The following is a 21,804-nucleotide window of genomic DNA, read 5'->3' as shown; positions in this document are numbered from 1 at the left end:
GGATTGGGAGGAAGAAAACATGAGAAACATCATTGTAGGCTCAAGAAGAAGCAAATTGGCGATGACCCAGACAAAATGGGTGATCAAAAAGCTGGAGGAATTAAATCCGGATTTCACGTTTGAAATAAAGGAAATCGTTACAAAAGGCGACCGGATCTTGGATGTCACGCTGTCAAAGGTCGGCGGGAAAGGCCTGTTCGTCAAAGAAATCGAACAGGCGATGCTTTCAGGGGAAATTGATATGGCCGTTCACAGCATGAAGGACATGCCGTCGGCGCTTCCCGAAGGGCTGGTGGTCGGCTGCATTCCAAAACGGGAAGATGCCAGGGACGTTCTCATTTCAAAAAGCCGTCAAAAGCTGGCCGACCTGAAACAAGATGCGGTTATCGGCACGAGCAGCCTCAGAAGAAGCGCGCAGCTTTTGCAAATGCGCCCCGACCTTGAGATCAAGTGGATCAGGGGAAATATCGATACAAGGTTGAAAAAACTTGAAACCGAAGATTACGACGCGATTATTTTAGCAGCGGCCGGCCTGTCAAGAATGGGCTGGAAGGACGATGTCGTCACCGAATTTCTTGATCCAGAGAGCTGCCTTCCCGCCGTTGGGCAAGGCGCGTTGGCGATCGAGTGCAGAGGCTCGGATGAGGAGCTGCTGTCCCTCTTTTCGCGCCTGAACGACCGCTACACACAGCTGACCGTCACGGCCGAGCGTGCTTTTCTTCATGCGATGGAAGGCGGCTGCCAAGTGCCAATCGCCGGATTTGCGACGATGGACGAAGACGGCGTCATCGAACTGACCGGTCTTGTGGCATCGCCTGACGGAAAAACCGCATACAGAGAAACAGTAAAAGGAAAAGATCCGGAGGCTGTCGGCAGAGAATGCGCGGCGGTCATGTCGGAAAAAGGAGCAAAGGCACTGATTGACCGTGTGAAACAGGAGCTGGAAGACAATGAAGCATGATCTTCCTTTACAGGGAAAGAAAGTGCTCGTCACCCGCAATAAAGCCCAAGCCCAATCCTTCAGGGAAAAGGTGGAGGCTTTGGGCGGAGAAGCTGTTTTAACGTCATTGATTTCGTTTCGGCCCGCCCTCCCGCGAGAACAGGCCCAGCGCTTTCGAGCAGATCTTGAAAGCGCGGACTGGCTTGTTTTTACAAGCGTGAACGGGGCAAAATTCTTTTTTTCTTATTTGAAGAACGCCGGGTTCAGCGTTCCTTTCGCATCAAAGGCCAAGGTTGCCGCTGTCGGTGAAAAAACGGCCAGGTATTTGCGCGACAGGGGTCTTTCTGTCGATCTGATGCCTGAGTTATACGTGGCTGAACATTTGGCGGAGGCACTGAAGCGAAATGCCGGCCGTCATGATAAAGTGGCCGTTTTAAAAGGAAATTTATCCCGGGACGTCATCAAGAAAACCCTCACTCCGCTCGGAATTCAAGTTTCGGAATGGATTTTGTATGAAACCGTTCGTGATGAAAAAGGAATTCTGGAGCTTAAGGAAGCAGCAAAACACGCGTCTTTTGATTTTGTGACATTTACCAGCTCCTCGACGGTACATACATTCATGTCCATTTTGAAAGAGGAGAGCAGAACGTGGGCCGAAAAGAACGGTACGGCTTTTATTACGATCGGGCCTATGACAAAGAAGGCGCTGTCGGACTACGGAATTCCTTCATATATGCCGGACGTCTATACAATCGACGGAATGCTGCGTGAAATATGCCGCATTTCAAGAAAGGGAGAATGACAAATGGAAGCATCATTTCAAAGACACCGCCGCCTGCGGACGACAGCAGGTATGCGAAAATTGGTAAGAGAAACCGAGTTAAGAGCATCTGACTTCATTTATCCGATATTTGTAACCGAGGAAGAGAACGTTAAAAGCGAAGTTCCGTCCATGCCGGGCGTATACCAGCTGTCTTTGGACCGGCTGAAAGAGGAAATGGAGGAAGTCGCAGGCCTCGGCATTCAATCTGTGATCGTCTTCGGCGTGCCTGAACACAAAGATGATGTGGGAAGCGGAGCCTATCACAACCACGGCATCGTTCAAAAAGCGATTGCGCAAATTAAACAAGACTTTCCTGAGCTTGTCGTTATCGCAGATACATGCCTATGCGAGTACACGGACCACGGTCACTGCGGCCTTGTGGAAAACGGTGAAATACTAAATGACGAATCGCTCGTTCTTTTGGCAAAAACCGCTGTCAGCCAAGCCCGTGCAGGCGCTGACATTATTGCGCCTTCAAACATGATGGACGGTTTCGTTGCCGCCATCAGGGATGCGCTTGATCAGGAAGGATTTACAAATGTGCCGATCATGTCGTACGCTGTAAAATATGCGAGCGCGTTTTACGGCCCGTTCCGCGATGCCGCGGGAAGCAGTCCGCAGTTCGGCGACCGCAAGACGTACCAAATGGATTATGCCAACCGCAGGGAGGCTCTCCGGGAGGCAAAATCCGATGTGGAAGAAGGCGCCGATTTCCTGATCGTCAAGCCGACGCTTTCATATCTTGATATCGTCAGAGAAGTGAAAAACGAATTTAACCTGCCTGTTGTCGGATACAATGTAAGCGGGGAGTATGCGATGGTCAAAGCCGCGGCCCAAAACGGCTGGATTGAAGAAAAAGCTCTTGTTCTCGAAATGCTGACAAGCATGAAGCGGGCGGGCGCTGATTTGATCATTACGTACTTTGCAAAAAATGCGGCAAAATGGATTTCGGAATAAGAATTTGAACTGGGGGTTTTAGAGGATGCGGAGCTATGAGAAGTCTAAAGCGGCATTCGAAGAGGCGCAACGAGTCATGCCTGGCGGGGTGAACAGCCCGGTCAGAGCCTTTAAATCAGTGAACATGGACCCGATTTTTATGGAGCGGGGAAAAGGATCAAAAATCTATGATATTGACGGAAACGAATACATCGATTATGTCTTGTCATGGGGACCGCTTATTTTAGGACACAGCAATGAAAAAGTGGTGAAAGAAATTCAAAACACGGCAGAACACGGGACAAGCTTCGGTGCACCGACAGAACTGGAAACCGAGCTTGCCGAGCTTGTCATCGACCGTGTTCCTTCCATAGAAATCGTTCGGATGGTAAGCTCCGGTACGGAGGCGACGATGAGCGCCTTGCGGCTGGCGCGCGGTTACACAGGCCGTAACAAAATCGTGAAATTTGAAGGCTGCTACCATGGACACGGTGATTCCCTGCTGATTAAAGCGGGCTCTGGAGTAGCAACGCTCGGCCTCCCTGACAGCCCCGGAGTTCCGGAAAGCATTGCAAAAAACACGATTACCGTTCCTTACAATGATCTGGAAAGCATGAAGCTTGTCTTTCAGGAATTCGGAGAGGACATTGCCGGCGTTATCGTTGAACCTGTCGCGGGCAATATGGGTGTCGTACCTCCGGTTAAAGGGTTCCTCGAAGGGCTTCGCGAGCTGACTGAGACGCATGGCGCTCTGCTGATTTTTGATGAAGTAATGACAGGCTTCAGGGTGGGCTACAACTGTGCGCAAGGCTATTTCGGAGTGACGCCTGATTTGACTTGCCTCGGAAAAGTGATCGGCGGCGGTCTTCCTGTCGGCGCTTATGGAGGAAAGGCGGAAATCATGGAGAAAATTGCGCCGAGCGGTCCGATCTATCAGGCCGGCACGCTGTCCGGCAACCCGCTTGCCATGACAGCCGGACTCGAAACATTGAAACAGCTGACTCCTGAATCCTACCAGGAATTCTCCCGCAAAGCAGACCGTTTGGAAAAAGGAATTTCTGAAGCTGCCGAGAAAAATGGCATTCCGTGTACATTTAATCGAGCGGGGTCTATGATCGGCTTTTTCTTCACAAATGAACCGGTCATCAATTATGATACAGCGAAACAGTCTGATCTCGGACTGTTTGCCGAATATTATAAAGGGATGGCCGATGAAGGCGTGTTTCTCCCGCCTTCACAGTTTGAAGGGCTGTTCTTGTCAACCGCTCATACGGATGACGACATTGAGCATACGATTCAAGCTGCTGAACGCGTATTCGAAAGAATCAGCCGCTCCAGATAAAGAAAAGGGCTGCCGGACATTGCCGGCGGCTCTTTTTTGCATGGTGCCGGTAACGGCTTATGATTTTTCTGTTCATATTCTGCCTGCTTTTCTCATACATCTTTACTGACATCTAATTTTAAAAATTAGGTGAAGGGAGGATATCAGTTTGCCGCAAAACAATCGTTTGCAATTTTCTGTAGAAGAGTCAATCTGTTTTCAAAAAGGACAGGAAGTATCCGAATTATTATCGATTTCATTGGATCCTGACATTACCGTTCAGGAAGTAAATGATTATGTATCCATACGAGGGTCATTAGAGCTGACAGGCGAATACAACATAGATCAAACCCGGGAATATGCAGAGCTGCCTGCGACAAGCCGATTTGTGGAAGATGTAAAGCTGAAAGGGGACGGCAGCGCAGAGCTGACGCATTGTTTCCCAGTGGATATCACCATCCCGAAAGACAAGGTCAATCATTTAAACGACGTATTTGTTTTTATTGACGCTTTCGATTATCAGCTGACAGATGCGAGGATGCTGACGATTCAAGCTGATTTGGCGATTGAAGGCCTCTTGAATGTAAGCGGTGAAGCCGGAGAAGAAGAACCGCGTACTATGCCTGCGGCCGTCCAGTCGGAAGAGGAGCTTGAGCCTGCCTTCAGATCACCTTCAAACGACGAAGAACAGGGTAAAGAGGAAGAATTTTTGATTCAGCTTGACAGGTCTTATGAAGAGCAGGACGAAGAACAGCCGTATGAAGAAGCAGAAGAAACTGATACCGATGCGGAAGCGGTTCCGATTTACCAGTCGTTTCTCGGAGACGATACAGAGGAAACAAAGCCGTTTTTTACAGCGTCTTTGTCTGCGGTAGAGCGGACGAAGCGCGAAATGGAAAATCCAAAAGACTCCGCTCTTGAACATCCGGAAGAAGAATATGAGCTGAAAAGGGAGAAAGTAGAAGCAAAACCGGAAGAATATGAGCTGAAAAGGGAGAAAGTAGAAGCAAAACCGGAAGAATATGAGCTGAAAAGGGAGAAAGTAGAAGCAAAGCCGGAAGAATATGAGCTGAAAGAGGAGAAAGAAGCAAAGCCGGAAGAATATGAGCTGAAAGAGGAGAAAGAAGCAAAGCCGGAAGAATATGAGCTGAAAAGGGAGAAAGCGGAAGAGAAGCCGGAAGAATACGAGTTAAAAAGGGAAGAAGCGGAAGAAGAGCCGGAGCCGCTCCAAAGGGCTTATCAACCTCATGATGAACCGAAAGAAACCCCGTTCTACGGTGTTCCGCCTCTTTTGGAGGAAGACCAGAATGACAGGGAGCCTGAGACGTTTGAAGTTGAAGTGACACAGAAAGCAGAAGCGATTGATGAAGAAGAGGAAGCCGGGCATACCATTGAAATCCCGGAATATTCGTTTCATGAGCAGACGGAGCCTGAAGAAGAAAGAGATGAGATGCCGGCAGCAGACGACCAGGAAGTGTCAGCGAAGGAGAATGACAATGCTCTCTATTTGACAAAGCTGTTTACAAAACAGGGAGAGGAGGAGTTTACTCGAATGAGGATGTGCATCGTTCAGCAAAACGATACCATTGATCTTTTGTGCGAGCGCTATGATATTAATGTCCAGCAGCTCATCCGGATGAATTCCCTTTCCCTTGACGAGGAATTAAAAGAGGGACAGATCCTTTATATACCGGATTATCAAAGCAGCCATGCCTAATGCATTGATAAAAATGTGGTGAAGCCGATGGAAGGCATCCAGTCTGTTTTAAATGAGTACGGTCTTACGCCTGAATATATGGAATCGGTCAGTCCAAAGGTATGGAAAGTGTATACGGATCACGGTGTATTCGCCCTGAAAAAATTGGCGGCTTCAAGAAACGCCCGCTTCACAGAACAGATGATCTTGCTGGAGGAAAAAGGCTACAGGCAGTTTGTTCCCGTCTATCGAAATCGCACGGGCGAATTTTTAACGCAAGCCGGAGAAGATGTCTGTTATCTCATGCCTTGGCTTACCCTTGAAAGAGAGGAAGAGCGTGACCAAAAACACGAATATATGTTTAAAGAAATCGCTCTTCTTCACCAGCGAACGGAAAAAGAGCTCGGTGTGAGGCGGGAAGAAATACTCGGGCACTATGAACGGACAAAACGGAAATGGGAACAGCAAAAACAGAAATATGAAGAATTCATCTCAAGAGCGGAAAACGAATGGTATATGTCCCCGTTCCAGCTTCAGGCAGCCATGTATTTCAAAGAGACGATATCAGCTGCAGACTTTGCGCTTGCCCGCCTTGAAGAGTGGTATGAGACCATGAAAGACAAAGAGTCTTCGAGAATGGTTTTAAACCACGGGCAGCTGTCCGTCCGGCATTTTCTCTATAACGATACCGGAACGGGTTACTTTACGAACTTTGAGAAAGCGGGACACGGGCCCCCAGCGAACGATCTCATCGTATTTTTTACAAGAATGTTTAAGACGAATCCCGTGATGTGCACGGAATGTGTAAACTGGTTTTATACGTATCACAATGTCTATCCTTTGCGGGAGGAAGAAATCAGCTTATTCCTCAGCTATATGGCTTACCCCGGGCCTGTATTCGGTGTGCTGAACCGCTACGACCTTGAGAAGGGGCCCGGAGAAAAAGAAGCCTGTACAACGCTTTTGAAGGCGTACTGGCAAATGAAAAACGCCGAACCGCTTGTGATGAGCATTCACGAGACGGAAGAAAACAGAAAACTGCAGGAAGAAACAGAGTCCCCATCATCATGATGCGGACTTTTTTCGTGCTTATATCCAGTCAAGGTGAAAGGCGCACGCAAGGAATATGAGAATGCCCAAAAGGAGGACATCAAATGTGGTCGGAAAGATGATCGTGCGTATGCCCTGGAAGATCGTGATCGGGAGGACGACTTGAACAGCAACAAGCCTGACTTGCTTCAGCCACGGCTGGAATGAATGTGTGTTGAATTTTTTTCGCATCTTATGCCTCCTCTCTTATCGTTACAGCATCATATGAGGAAAAGGAGCTTGTGTGCATGGCCCAGTATCGTATAAAACAAGAGAAAAACGGAAAAGATGATTGACGAAAATGAAAAAGATTTAGTAATATAAGAAAAAGAAAAAGTACGTGCTGAAAAGTCAATGATCACCCGCTTTGAATGGGAAGAGTACAAAAACAGACGCTTGCAGAGAGGGAAGCCGGTTCGCTGAAAGGCTCCCAGTCAGTCTTTTTTGGAAGGTCGCCCAGGAGCGCAATTTCTCGAACAAAAAGTAGAGAAATTCGGGAAAGTCCCGTTATCCCATTTAAGTGCGTGAATGCGTTTTTTTCGCATTCATGAAAAAAGGTGGTACCGCGAGAGAGTTCTCTTCGTCCTTTTAACAGGATCGAGAGGGCTCTTTTTTATTGTTCAGCCGTTTAATACTGTTGGAGGTTTGAAAATGGATAATCAAGAACTGACGATGCCGACAAAATACGATCCGTCTGCAGTTGAAAAAGACAGATACGACTATTGGGTGAACGGCAAATTTTTTGAAGCGAAAAACGACCCTGAAAAAGAACCGTACACCGTTGTCATTCCCCCGCCGAATGTGACGGGTAAGCTGCACTTGGGGCATGCTTGGGATTCCACCTTGCAGGATATCGTGACAAGAATGAAACGGATGCAGGGCTATGACGTGCTCTGGCTGCCGGGTATGGATCACGCCGGTATTGCAACTCAGGCAAAAGTAGAAGCGAAGCTTCGCGAAGAAGGAAAAACGCGCTATGATCTCGGCCGCGAAAAATTCCTTGAAGAAACATGGAAATGGAAAGAGGAATATGCCGATTTTATTCGCGGCCAATGGGCGAAAATCGGCCTTGGCCTTGACTATTCAAGGGAGCGTTTCACCCTTGATGAAGGGCTTTCTAAAGCGGTTCGCGAAGTATTTGTGAAGCTATATGAAAAAGGGCTGATTTACCGCGGAGAATATATCATTAACTGGGACCCGGCCACTAAAACGGCTCTGTCTGACATCGAAGTCATCTATAAAGACGTACAAGGCGCGTTCTATCATATGCGCTATCCGTTGAAAGACGGTTCAGGCTCGATTGAAATTGCGACGACCCGTCCTGAAACGATGCTCGGCGATACAGCGGTTGCGGTACATCCGGAAGACGAGCGGTACAAACACCTAATCGGAAAAACGGTTATTCTGCCGATCACAGGAAGGGAAATTCCGATTGTCGGAGACGACTACGTCGATATGGAATTCGGCTCAGGTGCCGTCAAAATTACACCTGCCCATGATCCGAACGACTTTGAAATCGGAAACCGCCACAACCTTGAACGCATTCTCGTTATGAATGAAGACGGCACAATGAATGACAAGGCGCTTCAATATAAAGGCATGGACCGTTTTGAATGCCGCAAGCAGATCGTGAAAGATCTTCAGGAAGAGGGCGTGCTGTTCAAGATTGAAGAACATACGCATTCGGTCGGCCACAGCGAACGCAGCGGAGCAGTCGTTGAGCCGTATTTGTCAACGCAGTGGTTCGTGCAAATGCAGCCGCTTGCCGATGCCGCCATCGAATTGCAAAAAAGCGAAGGAAAAGTCAACTTCGTCCCTGACCGTTTTGAAAAAACGTATCTGCACTGGATGGAAAATATCCGCGACTGGTGCATTTCCCGCCAGCTTTGGTGGGGCCACCGTATTCCTGCGTGGTACCATAAAGAAACGGGGGAAATCTATGTGGGCGCTGAAGCTCCTGAAGATGCCGAAAACTGGGAGCAGGACAAAGACGTTCTTGACACATGGTTCAGTTCCGCTCTTTGGCCGTTTTCAACGATGGGCTGGCCGGATATCGATGAGGAAGATTTCAAGCGTTACTATCCGACGAACGTCCTTGTCACAGGATACGATATCATTTTCTTCTGGGTATCCAGAATGATCTTCCAAGGTATCGAATTTACCGGAGAACGTCCGTTTAAAGATGTTTTGATCCACGGGCTCATCCGCGACGACCAGGGCCGCAAAATGAGCAAATCGCTCGGAAACGGCGTCGATCCGATGGATGTGATCGATAAGTACGGAGCGGATTCGCTGCGCTACTTCCTTGCGACGGGAAGCTCTCCAGGACAGGATTTACGCTTCAGCTTTGAAAAAGTGGAGTCAACATGGAATTTTGCGAACAAGATTTGGAACGCATCAAGGTTCGCCCTGATGAACATGGACGGCATGACATACGAAGAGCTTGATCTGTCAGGAGAAAAATCAGTTGCCGATAAGTGGATTTTAACAAGGTTGAATGAAACGATTGAAACTGTGACACAGCTGGCTGACAAGTACGAATTCGGCGAGGTTGGCCGCCATCTCTACAATTTTATCTGGGATGATTTCTGCGACTGGTACATCGAAATGGCTAAACTTCCGCTTTACGGTGAAGATGAAGCGGCGAAAAAGACGACCCGCTCTATTTTAGCGTATGTGCTGGATCAAACGATGCGCCTGTTGCATCCGTTTATGCCTTTCCTGACGGAGGAGATCTGGCAGCATCTTCCTCACGAAGGGGAATCCATTACAGTCGCCAAGTGGCCTGCAGCTGTTAAAGAATATACGGACACCGAAGCAGCGGCGGATATGAAGCTTCTCGTTGAAGTCATCCGCGCTGTACGGAACATCCGCAGCGAAGTCAACACGCCGCTCAGCAAGCAGATTGAGCTTTATATTAAAACAAGCACGCCGGAAATCGCCGAACGACTTGAAGAAAACCGTTCGTACGTGGAACGCTTTACGAATCCGAGCCTTCTTCAAATCGGAACGGATATTCAGGCGGTCGATAAAGCGATGACCGCTGTCGTATCCGGCGCCGAGCTGATTTTGCCGCTCGAAGGTCTGATTAACATTGAGGAAGAAATCAGCCGCCTGCAAAAAGAACTCGATAAGCTGACGAAGGAAGTTGAACGGGTTCAAAAGAAATTAAGCAACGAAGGATTTATGAAAAAGGCGCCTGCACATGTCATTGAAGAAGAGCGGGCGAAAGAAGCCGATTATACGGCAAAACGTGAAGCTGTAGAAAAAAGAATCGCCGAATTGAAAAATTAATCACACGAAAAAAAGGAGGTGTTTTCCAGGTCTTTCTAAAGGTGCTGGAAAACACCTTCATCAATTGAAGGGAAGGAATTCGCTTGTTCAAAACGTTTGATGAAGCACTCAGCTGGATTAACGGAAGGCTTAAATTCGGCGTGAAGCCGGGTTTGGAACGAATGGAATGGCTTCTGAGAAAGCTCGGGCACCCCGAGAAAAAGCTTAATGCGATTCATGTCGCCGGAACAAACGGAAAAGGTTCAACGATCGCTTTTCTCCGTACGGTATTCAATGAAGCCGGTTATACAGCAGGCACCTTCACATCACCGTATATCATTACCTTTAACGAACGGATCAGCGTTGACGGCGCACCGATCTCGGACGACGAATGGACGGCGCTCTTTAATGAGGTCGGGCCTCTCGTCCTTGAGCTTGAAAAAACCGAATTCGGAGCAGCCACCGAATTTGAAATTATTACGGCATGCGCATTTTTATATTTTGCTAAATACCGGCGCACCGATTTTGTTATTTTTGAAACGGGATTAGGCGGCCGTTTGGATTCGACAAACGTCGTGAAGCCGATGTTAACGGTCATCACTTCGATCGGCCATGACCATATGGCAATATTAGGCGGCACGCTGAAAGAGATTGCCGCAGAAAAGGCGGGAATCATCAAACACGGCGTTCCTGTTATCACAGCCGTTCATCAGCGTGAAGCAGCTGAAGTGATAAAGCGAAAGGCGATGGAGACAGAATCTGCTTTTATATCCCTTCATGAGGATTGCGAGCTGTCCGGAGAGCGTTCACTGCCCGATGGAGAGCAGTTTTCACTGAAAACACCGTTACATCGTTATGAAAGAATTGAAACAAGCCTGATCGGCACCCATCAGCGGCAAAACGCGTCTCTGGCCATACTTGCGGCCGAATGGCTGACAGCCGAAAAACATGCGGCCATCAGCGAAGAAGAGCTGAAACGCGGCATTCATAAGGCGGGATGGCCCGGCCGGTTTGAGAAGGTATTGAACAGGCCTCTCGTTTATATCGACGGCGCTCATAACAAAGAAGGGGTAGAGCGGCTGGCCGAGACGATCACGTCCCACTTCGACGGGCGGAATATTCACGTATGCTTTAGTGCTCTCAAAGATAAGCCGTACAGAGACATGATCCGCAAAATCGAATCGTTTGCGTCATCGATTCACTTCACATCTTTTGATTTTCCGAGAGCGGAATCCGCTCAAAAGCTGTTTGAGCAAAGTACCGCTGATCATAAAACATGTGATGAAGACATCGGCTCTGTTTTCCGCTATATCGAAGAACAAGCTGAAGATGAAAAAGCGGTGGTCATTGTTACCGGGTCGCTTTACTTTATTTCCGCCGTCAGGGCAGTTTTAACTGAATAAAAAACATAAAAATGCGCTTTTGGCCATCGGCTGACTGCGCATTTTTATGTTTTATGAAAAGCGGAGGCGCTTCATATTTGCTAAAATAACAGCCTCAGGAAGCTGTTTTTTCCCATGAAGCGGTTAAATTTGATTGTGCGAGGCTGATAGTGATGTTCATCTTTTACCTTTTTACGGCGGGGTTAGTGCTCGGTTCCTTTTTTAGTTCAGCCGGGCGCCGCATCCCTGAAAAGATATCATTGATTGCTCCGCGTTCCCTCTGCCGGGCTTGCAAAAGAAAGCTGGGCCTCGCGGAGCTGATACCTGTTTTGTCCTATTTGATGCAGCGGGGGAGGTGCAAGGGGTGTCAAACCCCGATATCGATCGTGTATCCGGCAGTTGAGCTCTCCGCCGCCATCCTGTTTGCGTTTGCTGGTATGCAGGTTGGGCATCAGGGGGAGCTGGTGATTGTGCTTGCTCTTATTTCCCTGCTTTTGATCGTCTTTGTATCTGATGTGACACATATGGTCATTCCGGATGCTGTGCTTTGTTTTTTCCTGATTGTCTTTGCTGTCGGACGGTTTCTTGTTCCCCTCGAGCCGTGGCATTCCGGTTTAAGCGGTGCGTTTGCCGGCGGCATGCTTCCGCTCTTGACGCTGCTTTTGACGAAAGGAGGGATCGGCTGGGGGGACGTAAAGCTGTTTGCGGTGCTCGGCATGGCGCTCGGCAGCCGCCTCCTCATTCTCGCTTTTTTCCTTTCGGCAGCCGCAGGAACGGTGCTTGGTCTGATTGCATTGCTGGCAGGAAAGCTAAAGAAAAATGAACCTATGCCGTTTGCTCCCGCGATTCTGATCGGGACGCTGATAAGCTGTTTCTATGGCAATCCAATGATCGAGTGGTATCTTCAAATGGCACGGTGGTGAAAAATTTGACGAAACCTTTTTGGGCAAGACGACAAAAGTCTTGTTCTTTTTTTTTGAGGCTGTGATAAAGTGTGGACAATAAGAGGGACAGCCTTTGGGAGAACTCCTCCTTCCTTCTGGCTTCCCTCTGCCGATCGTATAGAGAGCGGCCAATCTGCCGCCTAATCTCAATATAAAACAATAAACGGAAAGCGAGGGAAGCCACATGAAAAAACGGAAGAGCAAGAAAAACTCAGCTAAAAAAGTGCCCCAGGAAGACCCGCTTAAAGTGATGATCAATGGCAGAGAAGAGACCATCTACGGAAATGAAAAAGAGTTTTCCAACAGAAATGAAGAAAAGAAGTTCACCTTTTCAAACTGGGAAGAAAAGAGAAAGGCGGAACGGGAAATATCGGCTTCAAAAGAGGACGGCGCACCTGAAACAGATGAATTTACATGGACGCCTCCAGACGAAGAAGAAACCGTGTACAAAGACGATCCCAAAGTGGTGGCGCCTTATCAAAAGAAAAACGAGGCTAAAAACAACCGAAAAGCGAAAATGTCCCTTACGTTTCCTTTGAAGCGCTTTGCTGCAACCATTATCTTTGCTGTGTTGCTCGGCACGGGACTCGGGCTGTTCGCGCTGAATCTCGCAACCCATAAAGAAGGAGTGCCGGCATCCGGCAGCTTGGGTGCGGATGCGGAAAACGGACAGGCGGTAAAAGCCGGTGACTCAGGTGCCGAAGAGAAAAAGAGCGGACAAAAAAATAGCGGACAAGCGGGAGAATCTTTTAACAGCTTTGCCGTTCAGGCCGGCAAGTTTTCATCTAAAGAAGGAGCGGAGACGCTGGCCTCTCAAATCGCAGACAAGGGGTATGCCGCCGTTTCGATTGCCAAAGACGACGGATTTTATGTGATCGCCGGAATAACAGGGGAAAAACAGATGACATCTGAAATTGGCAAAATATTAATCGAAAACGATTTTGAAGCGTGGGGCGGAAAAGAGCTTCCGGTTGCACTCGAGCCCGGTTTGCTAGAGCCTTTTAAAGAAGCGGCCGAGCTGTCGGCAAAAGCGATTCTCGGCGCGGAGGTTACATCTCAAAACATAGCTGATGTCAAAGCTGAACTTGACGGCGCCAAATCAAAAGGAGAATCTGAAGAGGTAAAGAAGAGCATACTGGAAGCCGTCAACCTGCTTGAGAAACCGACCGCAGCCAACGGCTGGAAAAGCCAGCAGCTATTGCTGAGCCAAATAAAATAAAAAAACCAGCAGAGGCGCTGGTTTTTTTATTTTCACGATTTTTGTCATTAAAAAGTTACTTTTCTGAAATTGTGGCGGCGGCGTTCTTTTGGTAGGATAAAACAGGTATCTTTTTTTCCTATGCAAAAACCTTTGAAAGGATGTCTTCTTATGACCCGACAGCTCATATTGGCTTCACAATCACCCCGCAGAAAGGAACTCCTCGATCTTCTTCAGATTCCATACAGCATCGTTACGAGCAACGCGGAAGAAAAATTAATTCGAAACTTTTCACCAGCAGAAAACGTCAAATGGTTGGCGGAACAAAAAGTGCGTGCAGTAGCCGAACAATATCCTGATGCCGTCGTGCTTGGCGCCGACACCATTGTTCTTTATGACGGGGCTTATTTGGGCAAGCCCAAAGATGCCGAAGATGCAAAAAGGATGCTGAGCATGCTTTCGGGACAGACCCATTCAGTGCTTACCGGCGTCTGCATTAAGGACGGCGAGAGATGCGAAACATTTTTTGAAGAAACCGAAGTCTTTTTTTGGCCTCTTGAAGAAAAGGAAATCAGCGCTTACATCGCTACAGGAGAGCCGTTTGATAAAGCCGGTTCATACGGAATACAAGGAAAAGGCGCGCTTTTTGTCAAACAGATAAAGGGAGACTATTATACAGTTGTGGGTCTTCCGATTTCCAAAACGATGAGAATGCTGAAAACGTTCGATCTTCACTCCTTTTGATAAACCGAACGAGAAGGGAATCAAAAGGGAGGGTTTATCATAAGCGATCTGCCGTTGAAATTAAAGGATTTTCCTGATGAAGAAAGGCCGCGGGAGCGCCTTCTCAACACAGGCGCCGAAAGTTTGTCAAACCATGAACTGCTCGCGATACTGCTCAGAACCGGGACGAAAAAAGAATCGGTTCTTCAGCTTTCAAGCCGGCTGCTTCAAACGTTTGACGGCCTCCGTTTGTTAAAAGAAGCATCCGCTGAGGAGCTTTCAAGCATTTCCGGGATCGGCCGCGCCAAAGCCGTGCAGATTTTGGCGGCGCTCGAACTTGGCCGGCGCATTCACAGCCTTGCCTGCAAAGACCGTTATGTGATCCGTTTTCCCGAAGATGCGGCCAATTTTTTAATGGGGGATATGCGCTTTCTGTCTCAGGAGCACTTCGTATGCCTGTATCTGAACACGAAAAACCAGGTGATCCACAAGCGAACAATTTTTATAGGAAGCTTGAACTCTTCAATCGTCCATCCGAGGGAAGTGTTTAAGGAAGCTTTAAAGCGCTCCGCAGCCTCATTCATCTGCGTCCACAATCATCCGTCTGGAGATCCGGCTCCAAGCCGCGAAGACATAGAAGTTACACAGCGCCTTCACGAGTCCGGACAGCTGCTTGGAATCGAATTGCTCGATCATATCATCATCGGTGATCAAAAATTTGTGAGCTTAAAAGAAAAAGGATATTTGTAACACTTTTTTTTTCATTAAATTAAGCTATAATAGAATTTATGGGTTTTTGCTTAGGAATATTGTTTTAAGAAAGGAAGATACATACAAATGTTTGGAATTGGTGCGAGAGACCTTGGAATAGATTTAGGAACGGCGAATACGCTTGTTTTTGTGAAAGGTAAAGGAATTGTCGTCAGGGAGCCTTCCGTCGTTGCGCTGCAAACAGATACAAAGCAGATCGTTGCAGTCGGAAACGATGCGAAAAACATGATCGGACGTACGCCCGGCAATGTCGTCGCCCTCCGCCCGATGAAAGATGGCGTAATCGCTGATTATGAAACAACAGCGACAATGATGAAACATTATATTAGCAAAGCTGTTAAAAACAAAGGCTTATTTGCGAGAAAGCCTTATGTCATGGTTTGTGTCCCGTCGGGAATTACGGCGGTTGAGCAGCGTGCGGTAATCGACGCTACGCGCCAGGCCGGGGCGAGAGATGCATATCCGATTGAAGAACCGTTTGCAGCGGCGATCGGAGCCAATCTTCCTGTTTGGGAACCGACTGGAAGCATGGTGGTCGACATCGGCGGCGGAACGACCGAAGTCGCGATTATTTCCCTCGGCGGCATCGTCACATCCCAGTCTATTCGCGTTGCCGGTGATGAAATGGATGAAGCAATCATTACTTATATTAGAAAAACATATAACTTGATGATCGGTGACCGTACTGCGGAAGCGATCAAACTTGAAATCGGTTCTGCCGAAGCTTCTGAAAACGGAGAAAGCATGGAAATCCGCGGCCGCGATCTTTTAACAGGTCTGCCGAAAACGATTGAAATCACTGAAAAAGAAATTACAGCGGCGCTTCGCGACACTGTGACTGCAATTGTCGATGCCGTAAAAAATACGCTTGAAAAAACTCCGCCTGAACTCGCGGCTGATATTATGGACCGCGGAATCGTCCTGACAGGAGGCGGTGCGCTGCTGCGCCACTTGGACAAAGTCATCAGCGAAGAAACGAAAATGCCGGTTTTAATTGCGGAAGACCCTCTTGACTGTGTAGCGATCGGAACAGGTAAAGCTCTCGAGCAAATTCATCTATTTAAAGGCAAAAATTAAGGACACAGGGAATAGAAGAGGTGTATAATCATGCCGCAGTTTTTTACGAATAAACGGTTGATGCTTTTACTCCTTTGTATCATCATTTTAGTGGCAATGATTGGATTTTCGTTAAAGAATGACCGGAATGCAACTTGGCCCGAAAAATTTATTGGCGATACAACTGGTGTATTCCAGACGATTTTTCATACGCCCGCTCAATTTTTTGCGGGCTTCTTTGAAAATATCGAAGACTTAAAAAATACGTACAGCGAAAATGAGCGCCTGCGGAAAAAGCTCGACGGCCAGACGCAATACGAGGCAAAGCTGCAAGAGCTTGAAAATGAAAATAAGTCTTTAAGAAAAGAGCTCGGCCATTTGAAATCAATTAAAGACTACACGCCGATTCTGGCGACTGTTATCGCCAGAAATCCCGATAAGTATGAGTGGTGGAACCTGATCACGATTAACAAAGGTTCTAAGCACGGCGTCGAAAAGGATATGGCGGTCACAGATGAAAACGGCAACTTGATCGGAAAAATCAAAAGCACTAAAGTGAACAATTTCACTTCCACCGTCCAGCTTTTAAGCGCAACAGACAGAAACAACAGAATTTCTACGGTTATCGCTGCAAATAAAGGCAAGAAAACGGTCAACGGAATCATCAACGGCTACGACTCCGAGAAAAAGGCGCTGTCAATGGAAATCATTGAGCCTGATGAAGACAGGGAAGTGAAAAAAGGAGACCTCGTCGAAACTTCCGGGGCGGGCGGCGTTTTTCCGAAAGGCCTGACAATCGGAAAAGTGACAGAGGTTGAACCCGATTCCTACGGCTTGACAAAAATCGCTTATGTAGAGCCGGCGGCCGATATGTATAACCTTGATAACGTCATCGTCGTCGACAGAACGCTTGATACGGTGGATGTCAACAAGATGGACGATGAGGAGGAAGGTTCGTGAAACGCTTCCTTCTTCCCGTCGTGATGATGTTTGTTTTAGTATCTGACAGCGTCTACGCGGATTTTGTCAACCTGCCTTTTGTGACGGAAGAACAGCAGCTCATCCCGCGTTTTCTGCTGCTTGTCTTAGTTTTTATGACGGCTTATGTCAATCAGCCTTTTGCCATTACATATGGATTTATTTTCGGACTGTTATATGATATTAATTACACCGACCTTTTAGGTGTATATATGTTCGGTTTTGCCGGTATTTGCTATTTATCGTCAAAAGCATTCAAAGTATTGCAGACAAACGCGCTGGTCGTCATTTTTATTTCGCTGCTCGCCGTCTGTGTTCTTGAATTTTACCAATATGGCGTGCAGATGCTGATACGTCCGGAAATCATGCCGTTCCATCAATTTGTGCTCGGCAGGCTCCTGCCTACGCTTGGGCTGAACGCCGTTGGCGGCCTTTTGCTCATTTACCCGTTCAAATGGTTTTTTACCAGTCTTAAGAAAGAGCTGAGGAATGAGTAAAAGAGGATTTTATGAGCCGATGTCGAAAAGAGTATGATGTTGAGGTGAACACCGTGAAGACCCAAAAGCAGCAATACGTAACAATTAAAGGAACGAAAAATGGATTGACGCTTCATCTTGATGACACATGCTCTTTTGAAGAATTATTGTACGGTCTTCAGGATATGCTGTCACTCGAACATTATATGGATGGAAAAGGCCAGAAAATCAGTGTGCTCGTTAAGCTCGGCCACCGTTTTGTGACCGAGGAGCAAGAACAGATCCTGACCGATGTGATCACTGAGAAACAAAATCTGTTCATCCACTCCATTGAAAGTGAAGTCATAACCAAAGATGAAGCAAACCGTTTAAAAGCGGAAAGCGAAATTATTTCTGTCGCTAAAATTGTCCGTTCAGGGCAAGTCCTCGAAACGGAGGGTGATTTGCTTCTGATTGGGGATGTGAATCCGGGAGGAATGGTGAAGGCCGGAGGGAATATTTTCATCCTCGGCTCATTAAGAGGGATTGCCCACGCCGGTTTTAATGGAAATAAACGAGCTGTTATTGCGGCTTCGGATATGAGACCGACTCAATTGCGTATCAATCATGTGCTCAATCGCTCCCCAGACCACATCCAAGAAGGGAACGACATGGAATGTGCTTATTTAGATGAAAATGAGAATATGGTCATTGACCGCCTTCAGCAATTAGCTCATTTAAGACCTAGTTTAACAAGGCTTGAGGGAGGAATGTAAAATTGGGTGAAGCTATCGTAATAACCTCGGGGAAAGGCGGAGTAGGCAAAACGACGACATCCGCAAATCTTGGCACCGCCTTGGCCATTTTGGGAAAACGGGTATGTCTCGTTGACACGGATATCGGCCTGCGCAATCTTGATGTCGTCATGGGCCTTGAAAATAGAATCATATATGATTTGGTAGATGTCGTTGAGGAGCGATGCAAAATCCATCAGGCGCTTGTGAAAGATAAACGCTTCGATGATTTGCTTTATTTGCTCCCGGCCGCCCAGACAAGCGATAAGTCGGCTGTTCTTCCCGAGCAGATGGTCAAGCTTGTCCAGCAGCTCAAACAAGACTTCGACTACATTGTCATCGACTGCCCTGCAGGGATTGAGCAAGGTTATAAAAATGCGGTCTCGGGCGCTGACAAAGCGATTGTCGTGACGACACCGGAAATCTCCGCTGTTCGTGACGCCGACCGGATCATCGGCCTGCTTGAAAAAGAAGAAAATATTGAGCCGCCGAGACTTGTCGTCAACCGGATCCGCAACCACTTAATGAAAAACGGCGATACGCTGGATGTTGATGAAGTCATTCAGCACTTGTCGATCGAACTGATCGGTATTGTTGCGGATGATGACGAAGTGATTAAAGCTTCCAATAACGGGGAGCCTGTCGTCATGGATCCGAACAATAAAGCTTCAATCGCATACCGGAACATCGCCCGCCGCGTGCTGGGCGAATCTGTGCCTTTACAGTCGTTTGAAGAAGAAAATAAAGGCGTTTTCGCAAAGATTAAATCATTTTTCGGCGTACGCGCTTAACTTGCAAAAAAGCAATCTCCAAAACGAGATTGCTTTTTTTGCAGTTTCATTGATCGTTTTCGACTTTGTGCTTTAACAAGGAAAGCTTATTGTCCCAATACATGTCGAAGTAGGCGAGCCACTGCTGCAGCTCCGCGAGAGGTTCGGGATGAAGCCTGTACAGTTTTTCTCTGCCCGCTTTTCTTCCGCTGACAAGTCCGGCTTCTGACAAAATTCTCAGATGCTTTGAAACAGCCGTTCGGCTCATCGGGAAATGAGTGCTGATATCTGTTACAGGCAATTCCCTGCCGGCGAGGAGCTTCAGCATCTTTCGCCGTGAGGGATCGGAAACGGCTTGGAACACATCATGTTTTACGGCCGATGATGTCACTAGCCTTCAACTGCCTGACGCAGCTTTTGATTGACGATCACTTCCCAGCCGCCATTCATCCGATTGCGGACATCCGCTTGTTTTTCTCCCGCTTTTGCAACCGTTTCTTCCGGCGCGCCCCATCCTGAATGAATCAGGGTAAATTCGGTTTTTTCTGCAGACAGCTCTTTCAATTCAAATGTGACGATCCATCCCGACGTATCCCAGCTGAAAGCGAGTCGATGCGGCGCTTCAAGCTCGATCACTTTGCAAGGGGAGGGGCCGAACGGAGACTGCAAGGTGAATTCACAGCCGATCTCCGGACGGAAATCATTTGGCATAAACCAGGCGGCGATGCCTTCGCTGGTGGCGACGGCCTCCCACACTTTTTCTATCGATGCGTGAAAAACAGCCTGTTTATGTATATCAGGTAATTGTTGATTGCTCATAATAGACCTCCTAGAAAAAAGTAAAACCAAAAGGTTTCCTATCTATTATATGAAACCTTTTGGTTTTATGTCAATATACCGTCATAAACGCCTGGGACAAGACATATCATTGAACAAACGAACCTGAATGTAAAGGATGAGGGTTATGAGTCATAGAGCAGATGAGATTCGAAAAAGAATGGCCAGGAAAAGAAAGCGGAAAGCGCCGGATAAACAGCCCTTTTCGTCAGGCGGCAAAAAGCTGCCGGTCAAGCCGCCTGCATGGACAGCCTTTTCGGAAGATGAAAAGGCCGGAGACTTCCCTCCGCCTGAGGGAAGCTCCCTGCTGATAAATGGGAAGCACCCTCTTGTCAAAGCGGATGCGCTCATCATGAAATGTCTTCTGTCGGCATGTCTTGTCCTTGTGTCCGCTATTGCCTACAAAGGCCAGTTTGAACCCGCAAACCAAATCAAACCGGTCATCAGCCAGGTGTTTACTGAAGAGTTCCAATTTGCGGCTCTCCAGAATTGGTATGAATCCAAGTTTGGCGATCCCCTCGCATTCTTTCAATCGAAAGGTGAAAAACCATCCGGTCAGGTCGAGGTGAATCAAGATCTCGCTGTTCCTGCCATGGGAAAGGTTCAGGAGAAATTCTCAGGCCAGGGCATTAAGGTAGAAACAGAAGACGAAACGATCCGCAGCATGAAGGAAGGCTATGTCATTGAAGTGGACAAAAATCCGGAAACGGGCCTGACGGTGGTTTTGCAGCATGCGGACAACAGCTATACCTACTACGGCCAGCTGAAAAAAGCGGATGTCGCTTTATACGATTTTATAGATAAAGGAACGAAGCTCGGAACGATTAAGCAGGATAAAAATCAAAAAGGCGTCTATTACTTTGCGATCAAACAAGGAGAGGAATTTGTTGATCCGATACAGGTGATCACATTTGAATAAATGGACGGAGCTCTTCACCAAGCTTCACATTCACCCGCTGCTGTGGCTTGTCATGGCGATCGGTATCATGACAGGACATATTAAAGCGCTGTTTTGTTTAATGATCGTTATTTTGATCCACGAGCTTGGCCACGCTGCTGCTGCCGTTTATTTTTCATGGAGAATTAAAGGCATTTTCCTGCTGCCTTTTGGGGGAACGCTTGAAGTCGATGAACATGGCAACAGACCGTTAAAGGAAGAGCTGGCCGTCATCGCCGCGGGGCCTGTTCAGCATATCTGGCTTCAATTTGCTGCATGGCTTTTGGCGGTCAATTCGCTCGTCAGCCCTCATATATTTGAAACGTTTACCTTTTACAATCTGACCATCCTCTTGATTAATCTGTTTCCGGTTTGGCCGCTTGACGGCGGGAAGCTGCTGTTTTTGCTGTTTTCAAAACACCTTCCGTATCAGAAAGCACAGCGGGTGATGCTGGCTGTGTCGTGCTTTTGCTGTACTGTTTTAATCGCGGCAATTCTGTTGGTTTCCCCGTCACAGCTGAGCGCTTGGGTGCTCCTCGTATTTTTGGCTGCATCCCTTTACCAAGAATATCGCAATCGCCATTACGTCCATATCCGTTTTTTGCTTGAGCGCTATTACGGAAAGGAGAGGGAAGTGCGACGCCTCGCCCCGATCACGGTGTGCGCTGAACAGCAGATTTATGAGGTCATGCTCCTGTTTAAACGAGGCTGCAAACACCCGATCATTATTGAGAAGGACGGACAAAAACTGAGCCAGCTTGATGAAAATGAAGTTCTCCACGCTTATTTTACAGACAAGCGTACGACTTCCTCAATGGAAGATCTGCTTTTGGTTTATTGACCGTCCATCCTTCTAAAAGACATTGACACTCGGGCTCTTT

General features: G+C 47.6%; 22 protein-coding genes and 1 other annotated feature. Of the genes, 19 read left to right on the top strand and 3 right to left on the bottom strand.

Annotation, left to right across the window (positions count from 1 at the left end; genetic code table 11):
- Positions 1 to 19: 19 nt before the first annotated feature.
- From hemC to ysxE, 6 genes are all read left to right on the top strand, one after another.
- Positions 20 to 961, top strand: a complete 942-nt coding sequence (hemC, locus tag M1D67_RS15475) for a hydroxymethylbilane synthase (RefSeq protein ID WP_095290842.1) — start codon at positions 20 to 22, stop codon at positions 959 to 961.
- A complete protein-coding gene (locus M1D67_RS15470; RefSeq protein WP_026579130.1) occupies positions 951 to 1,742 on the top strand; it encodes a uroporphyrinogen-III synthase in 792 nt (263 codons plus the stop codon). The genes hemC and M1D67_RS15470 overlap by 11 nt, the downstream gene beginning before the upstream one ends.
- Positions 1,743 to 1,745: 3 nt before the next feature.
- A complete protein-coding gene (gene hemB, locus M1D67_RS15465; RefSeq protein ID WP_479831375.1) occupies positions 1,746 to 2,720 on the top strand; it encodes a porphobilinogen synthase in 975 nt (324 codons plus the stop codon).
- A 25-nt stretch (positions 2,721 to 2,745) separates the two neighbouring features.
- Positions 2,746 to 4,041, top strand: coding sequence for a glutamate-1-semialdehyde 2,1-aminomutase (gene hemL, locus M1D67_RS15460; protein ID WP_149169232.1), 1,296 nt, complete (start codon positions 2,746 to 2,748; stop codon positions 4,039 to 4,041).
- Positions 4,042 to 4,189: 148 nt separating this feature from the next.
- Positions 4,190 to 5,737 carry a LysM peptidoglycan-binding domain-containing protein gene (locus M1D67_RS15455; protein ID WP_479831374.1) on the top strand — a complete coding sequence of 516 codons (1,548 nt, stop codon included), beginning with the start codon at positions 4,190 to 4,192 and terminating at the stop codon, positions 5,735 to 5,737.
- 27 nt (positions 5,738 to 5,764) lie between these two features.
- Entirely contained in the window at positions 5,765 to 6,787 is a 1,023-nt protein-coding gene (gene ysxE / locus M1D67_RS15450; RefSeq protein WP_020452458.1) for a spore coat protein YsxE, read from the top strand.
- 18 nt (positions 6,788 to 6,805) lie between these two features.
- Here the strand turns inward: ysxE and M1D67_RS15445 are convergent, their stop codons facing one another.
- Entirely contained in the window at positions 6,806 to 6,997 is a 192-nt protein-coding gene (locus M1D67_RS15445; RefSeq protein ID WP_020452457.1) for a hypothetical protein, read from the bottom strand.
- 166 nt (positions 6,998 to 7,163) lie between these two features.
- Positions 7,164 to 7,396 (top strand) — a binding site (T-box leader).
- A gap of 60 nt (positions 7,397 to 7,456) precedes the next feature.
- Between M1D67_RS15445 and M1D67_RS15440 the strand changes: the two genes are divergently transcribed.
- The 11 genes from M1D67_RS15440 (at position 7,457) to minD (ending at position 19,170) form a co-directional block, all read left to right on the top strand.
- Positions 7,457 to 10,099: a valine--tRNA ligase gene (locus M1D67_RS15440; RefSeq protein WP_479831373.1), complete on the top strand. Its 2,643-nt coding sequence runs from the start codon at positions 7,457 to 7,459 to the stop codon at positions 10,097 to 10,099.
- Between the two features lie 83 nt (positions 10,100 to 10,182).
- Positions 10,183 to 11,481: a bifunctional folylpolyglutamate synthase/dihydrofolate synthase gene (locus tag M1D67_RS15435; RefSeq protein WP_020452455.1), complete on the top strand. Its 1,299-nt coding sequence runs from the start codon at positions 10,183 to 10,185 to the stop codon at positions 11,479 to 11,481.
- A gap of 152 nt (positions 11,482 to 11,633) precedes the next feature.
- Complete coding sequence (locus tag M1D67_RS15430; RefSeq protein ID WP_020452454.1) at positions 11,634 to 12,383, top strand: prepilin peptidase; 750 nt, start codon at positions 11,634 to 11,636, stop codon at positions 12,381 to 12,383.
- A 205-nt stretch (positions 12,384 to 12,588) separates the two neighbouring features.
- Positions 12,589 to 13,623: an SPOR domain-containing protein gene (locus M1D67_RS15425; protein WP_229128951.1), complete on the top strand. Its 1,035-nt coding sequence runs from the start codon at positions 12,589 to 12,591 to the stop codon at positions 13,621 to 13,623.
- 150 nt (positions 13,624 to 13,773) lie between these two features.
- Positions 13,774 to 14,346, top strand: a complete 573-nt coding sequence (locus M1D67_RS15420) for a Maf family protein (protein WP_020452452.1) — start codon at positions 13,774 to 13,776, stop codon at positions 14,344 to 14,346.
- Positions 14,347 to 14,400: 54 nt separating this feature from the next.
- Positions 14,401 to 15,075: a RadC family protein gene (radC, locus tag M1D67_RS15415; RefSeq protein ID WP_020452451.1), complete on the top strand. Its 675-nt coding sequence runs from the start codon at positions 14,401 to 14,403 to the stop codon at positions 15,073 to 15,075.
- Positions 15,076 to 15,162: 87 nt separating this feature from the next.
- Complete coding sequence (locus tag M1D67_RS15410) at positions 15,163 to 16,173, top strand: rod shape-determining protein (protein WP_003184042.1); 1,011 nt, start codon at positions 15,163 to 15,165, stop codon at positions 16,171 to 16,173.
- Positions 16,174 to 16,203: 30 nt separating this feature from the next.
- Positions 16,204 to 17,112, top strand: coding sequence for a rod shape-determining protein MreC (gene mreC / locus M1D67_RS15405; protein ID WP_020452450.1), 909 nt, complete (start codon positions 16,204 to 16,206; stop codon positions 17,110 to 17,112).
- Complete coding sequence (gene mreD, locus M1D67_RS15400) at positions 17,109 to 17,627, top strand: rod shape-determining protein MreD (RefSeq protein WP_020452449.1); 519 nt, start codon at positions 17,109 to 17,111, stop codon at positions 17,625 to 17,627. The genes mreC and mreD overlap by 4 nt, the downstream gene beginning before the upstream one ends.
- Before the next feature lie 53 nt (positions 17,628 to 17,680).
- Positions 17,681 to 18,361, top strand: a complete 681-nt coding sequence (gene minC, locus M1D67_RS15395; RefSeq protein WP_096748468.1) for a septum site-determining protein MinC — start codon at positions 17,681 to 17,683, stop codon at positions 18,359 to 18,361.
- A gap of 2 nt (positions 18,362 to 18,363) precedes the next feature.
- Positions 18,364 to 19,170, top strand: a complete 807-nt coding sequence (minD, locus tag M1D67_RS15390) for a septum site-determining protein MinD (protein WP_020452447.1) — start codon at positions 18,364 to 18,366, stop codon at positions 19,168 to 19,170.
- A gap of 46 nt (positions 19,171 to 19,216) precedes the next feature.
- Here the strand turns inward: minD and M1D67_RS15385 are convergent, their stop codons facing one another.
- Both M1D67_RS15385 and M1D67_RS15380 read right to left on the bottom strand, forming a co-directional pair.
- Positions 19,217 to 19,540, bottom strand: coding sequence for an ArsR/SmtB family transcription factor (locus M1D67_RS15385; protein WP_023855421.1), 324 nt, complete (start codon positions 19,538 to 19,540; stop codon positions 19,217 to 19,219).
- Positions 19,540 to 19,968 carry an SRPBCC family protein gene (locus tag M1D67_RS15380; RefSeq protein WP_144498734.1) on the bottom strand — a complete coding sequence of 143 codons (429 nt, stop codon included), beginning with the start codon at positions 19,966 to 19,968 and terminating at the stop codon, positions 19,540 to 19,542. The genes M1D67_RS15385 and M1D67_RS15380 overlap by 1 nt, the downstream gene beginning before the upstream one ends.
- Before the next feature lie 145 nt (positions 19,969 to 20,113).
- Here M1D67_RS15380 and M1D67_RS15375 point away from each other — a divergent pair, with 145 nt between their 5' ends.
- Positions 20,114 to 20,905, top strand: coding sequence for a M23 family metallopeptidase (locus M1D67_RS15375; RefSeq protein ID WP_318601711.1), 792 nt, complete (start codon positions 20,114 to 20,116; stop codon positions 20,903 to 20,905).
- On the top strand, positions 20,898 to 21,764 hold the full coding sequence (locus tag M1D67_RS15370; RefSeq protein ID WP_020452443.1) for a M50 family metallopeptidase: 867 nt from the start codon (positions 20,898 to 20,900) through the stop codon (positions 21,762 to 21,764). Before M1D67_RS15375 ends, M1D67_RS15370 begins: the two co-directional genes overlap by 8 nt.
- The last annotated feature ends 40 nt before the right edge of the window (positions 21,765 to 21,804 follow it).

Source organism: Bacillus sp. PK6-025, from assembly GCF_056530265.1.
The sequence above is the reverse complement of the archived record's forward strand: the minus strand, read 5'-3'. Positions and strand labels throughout refer to the sequence as shown.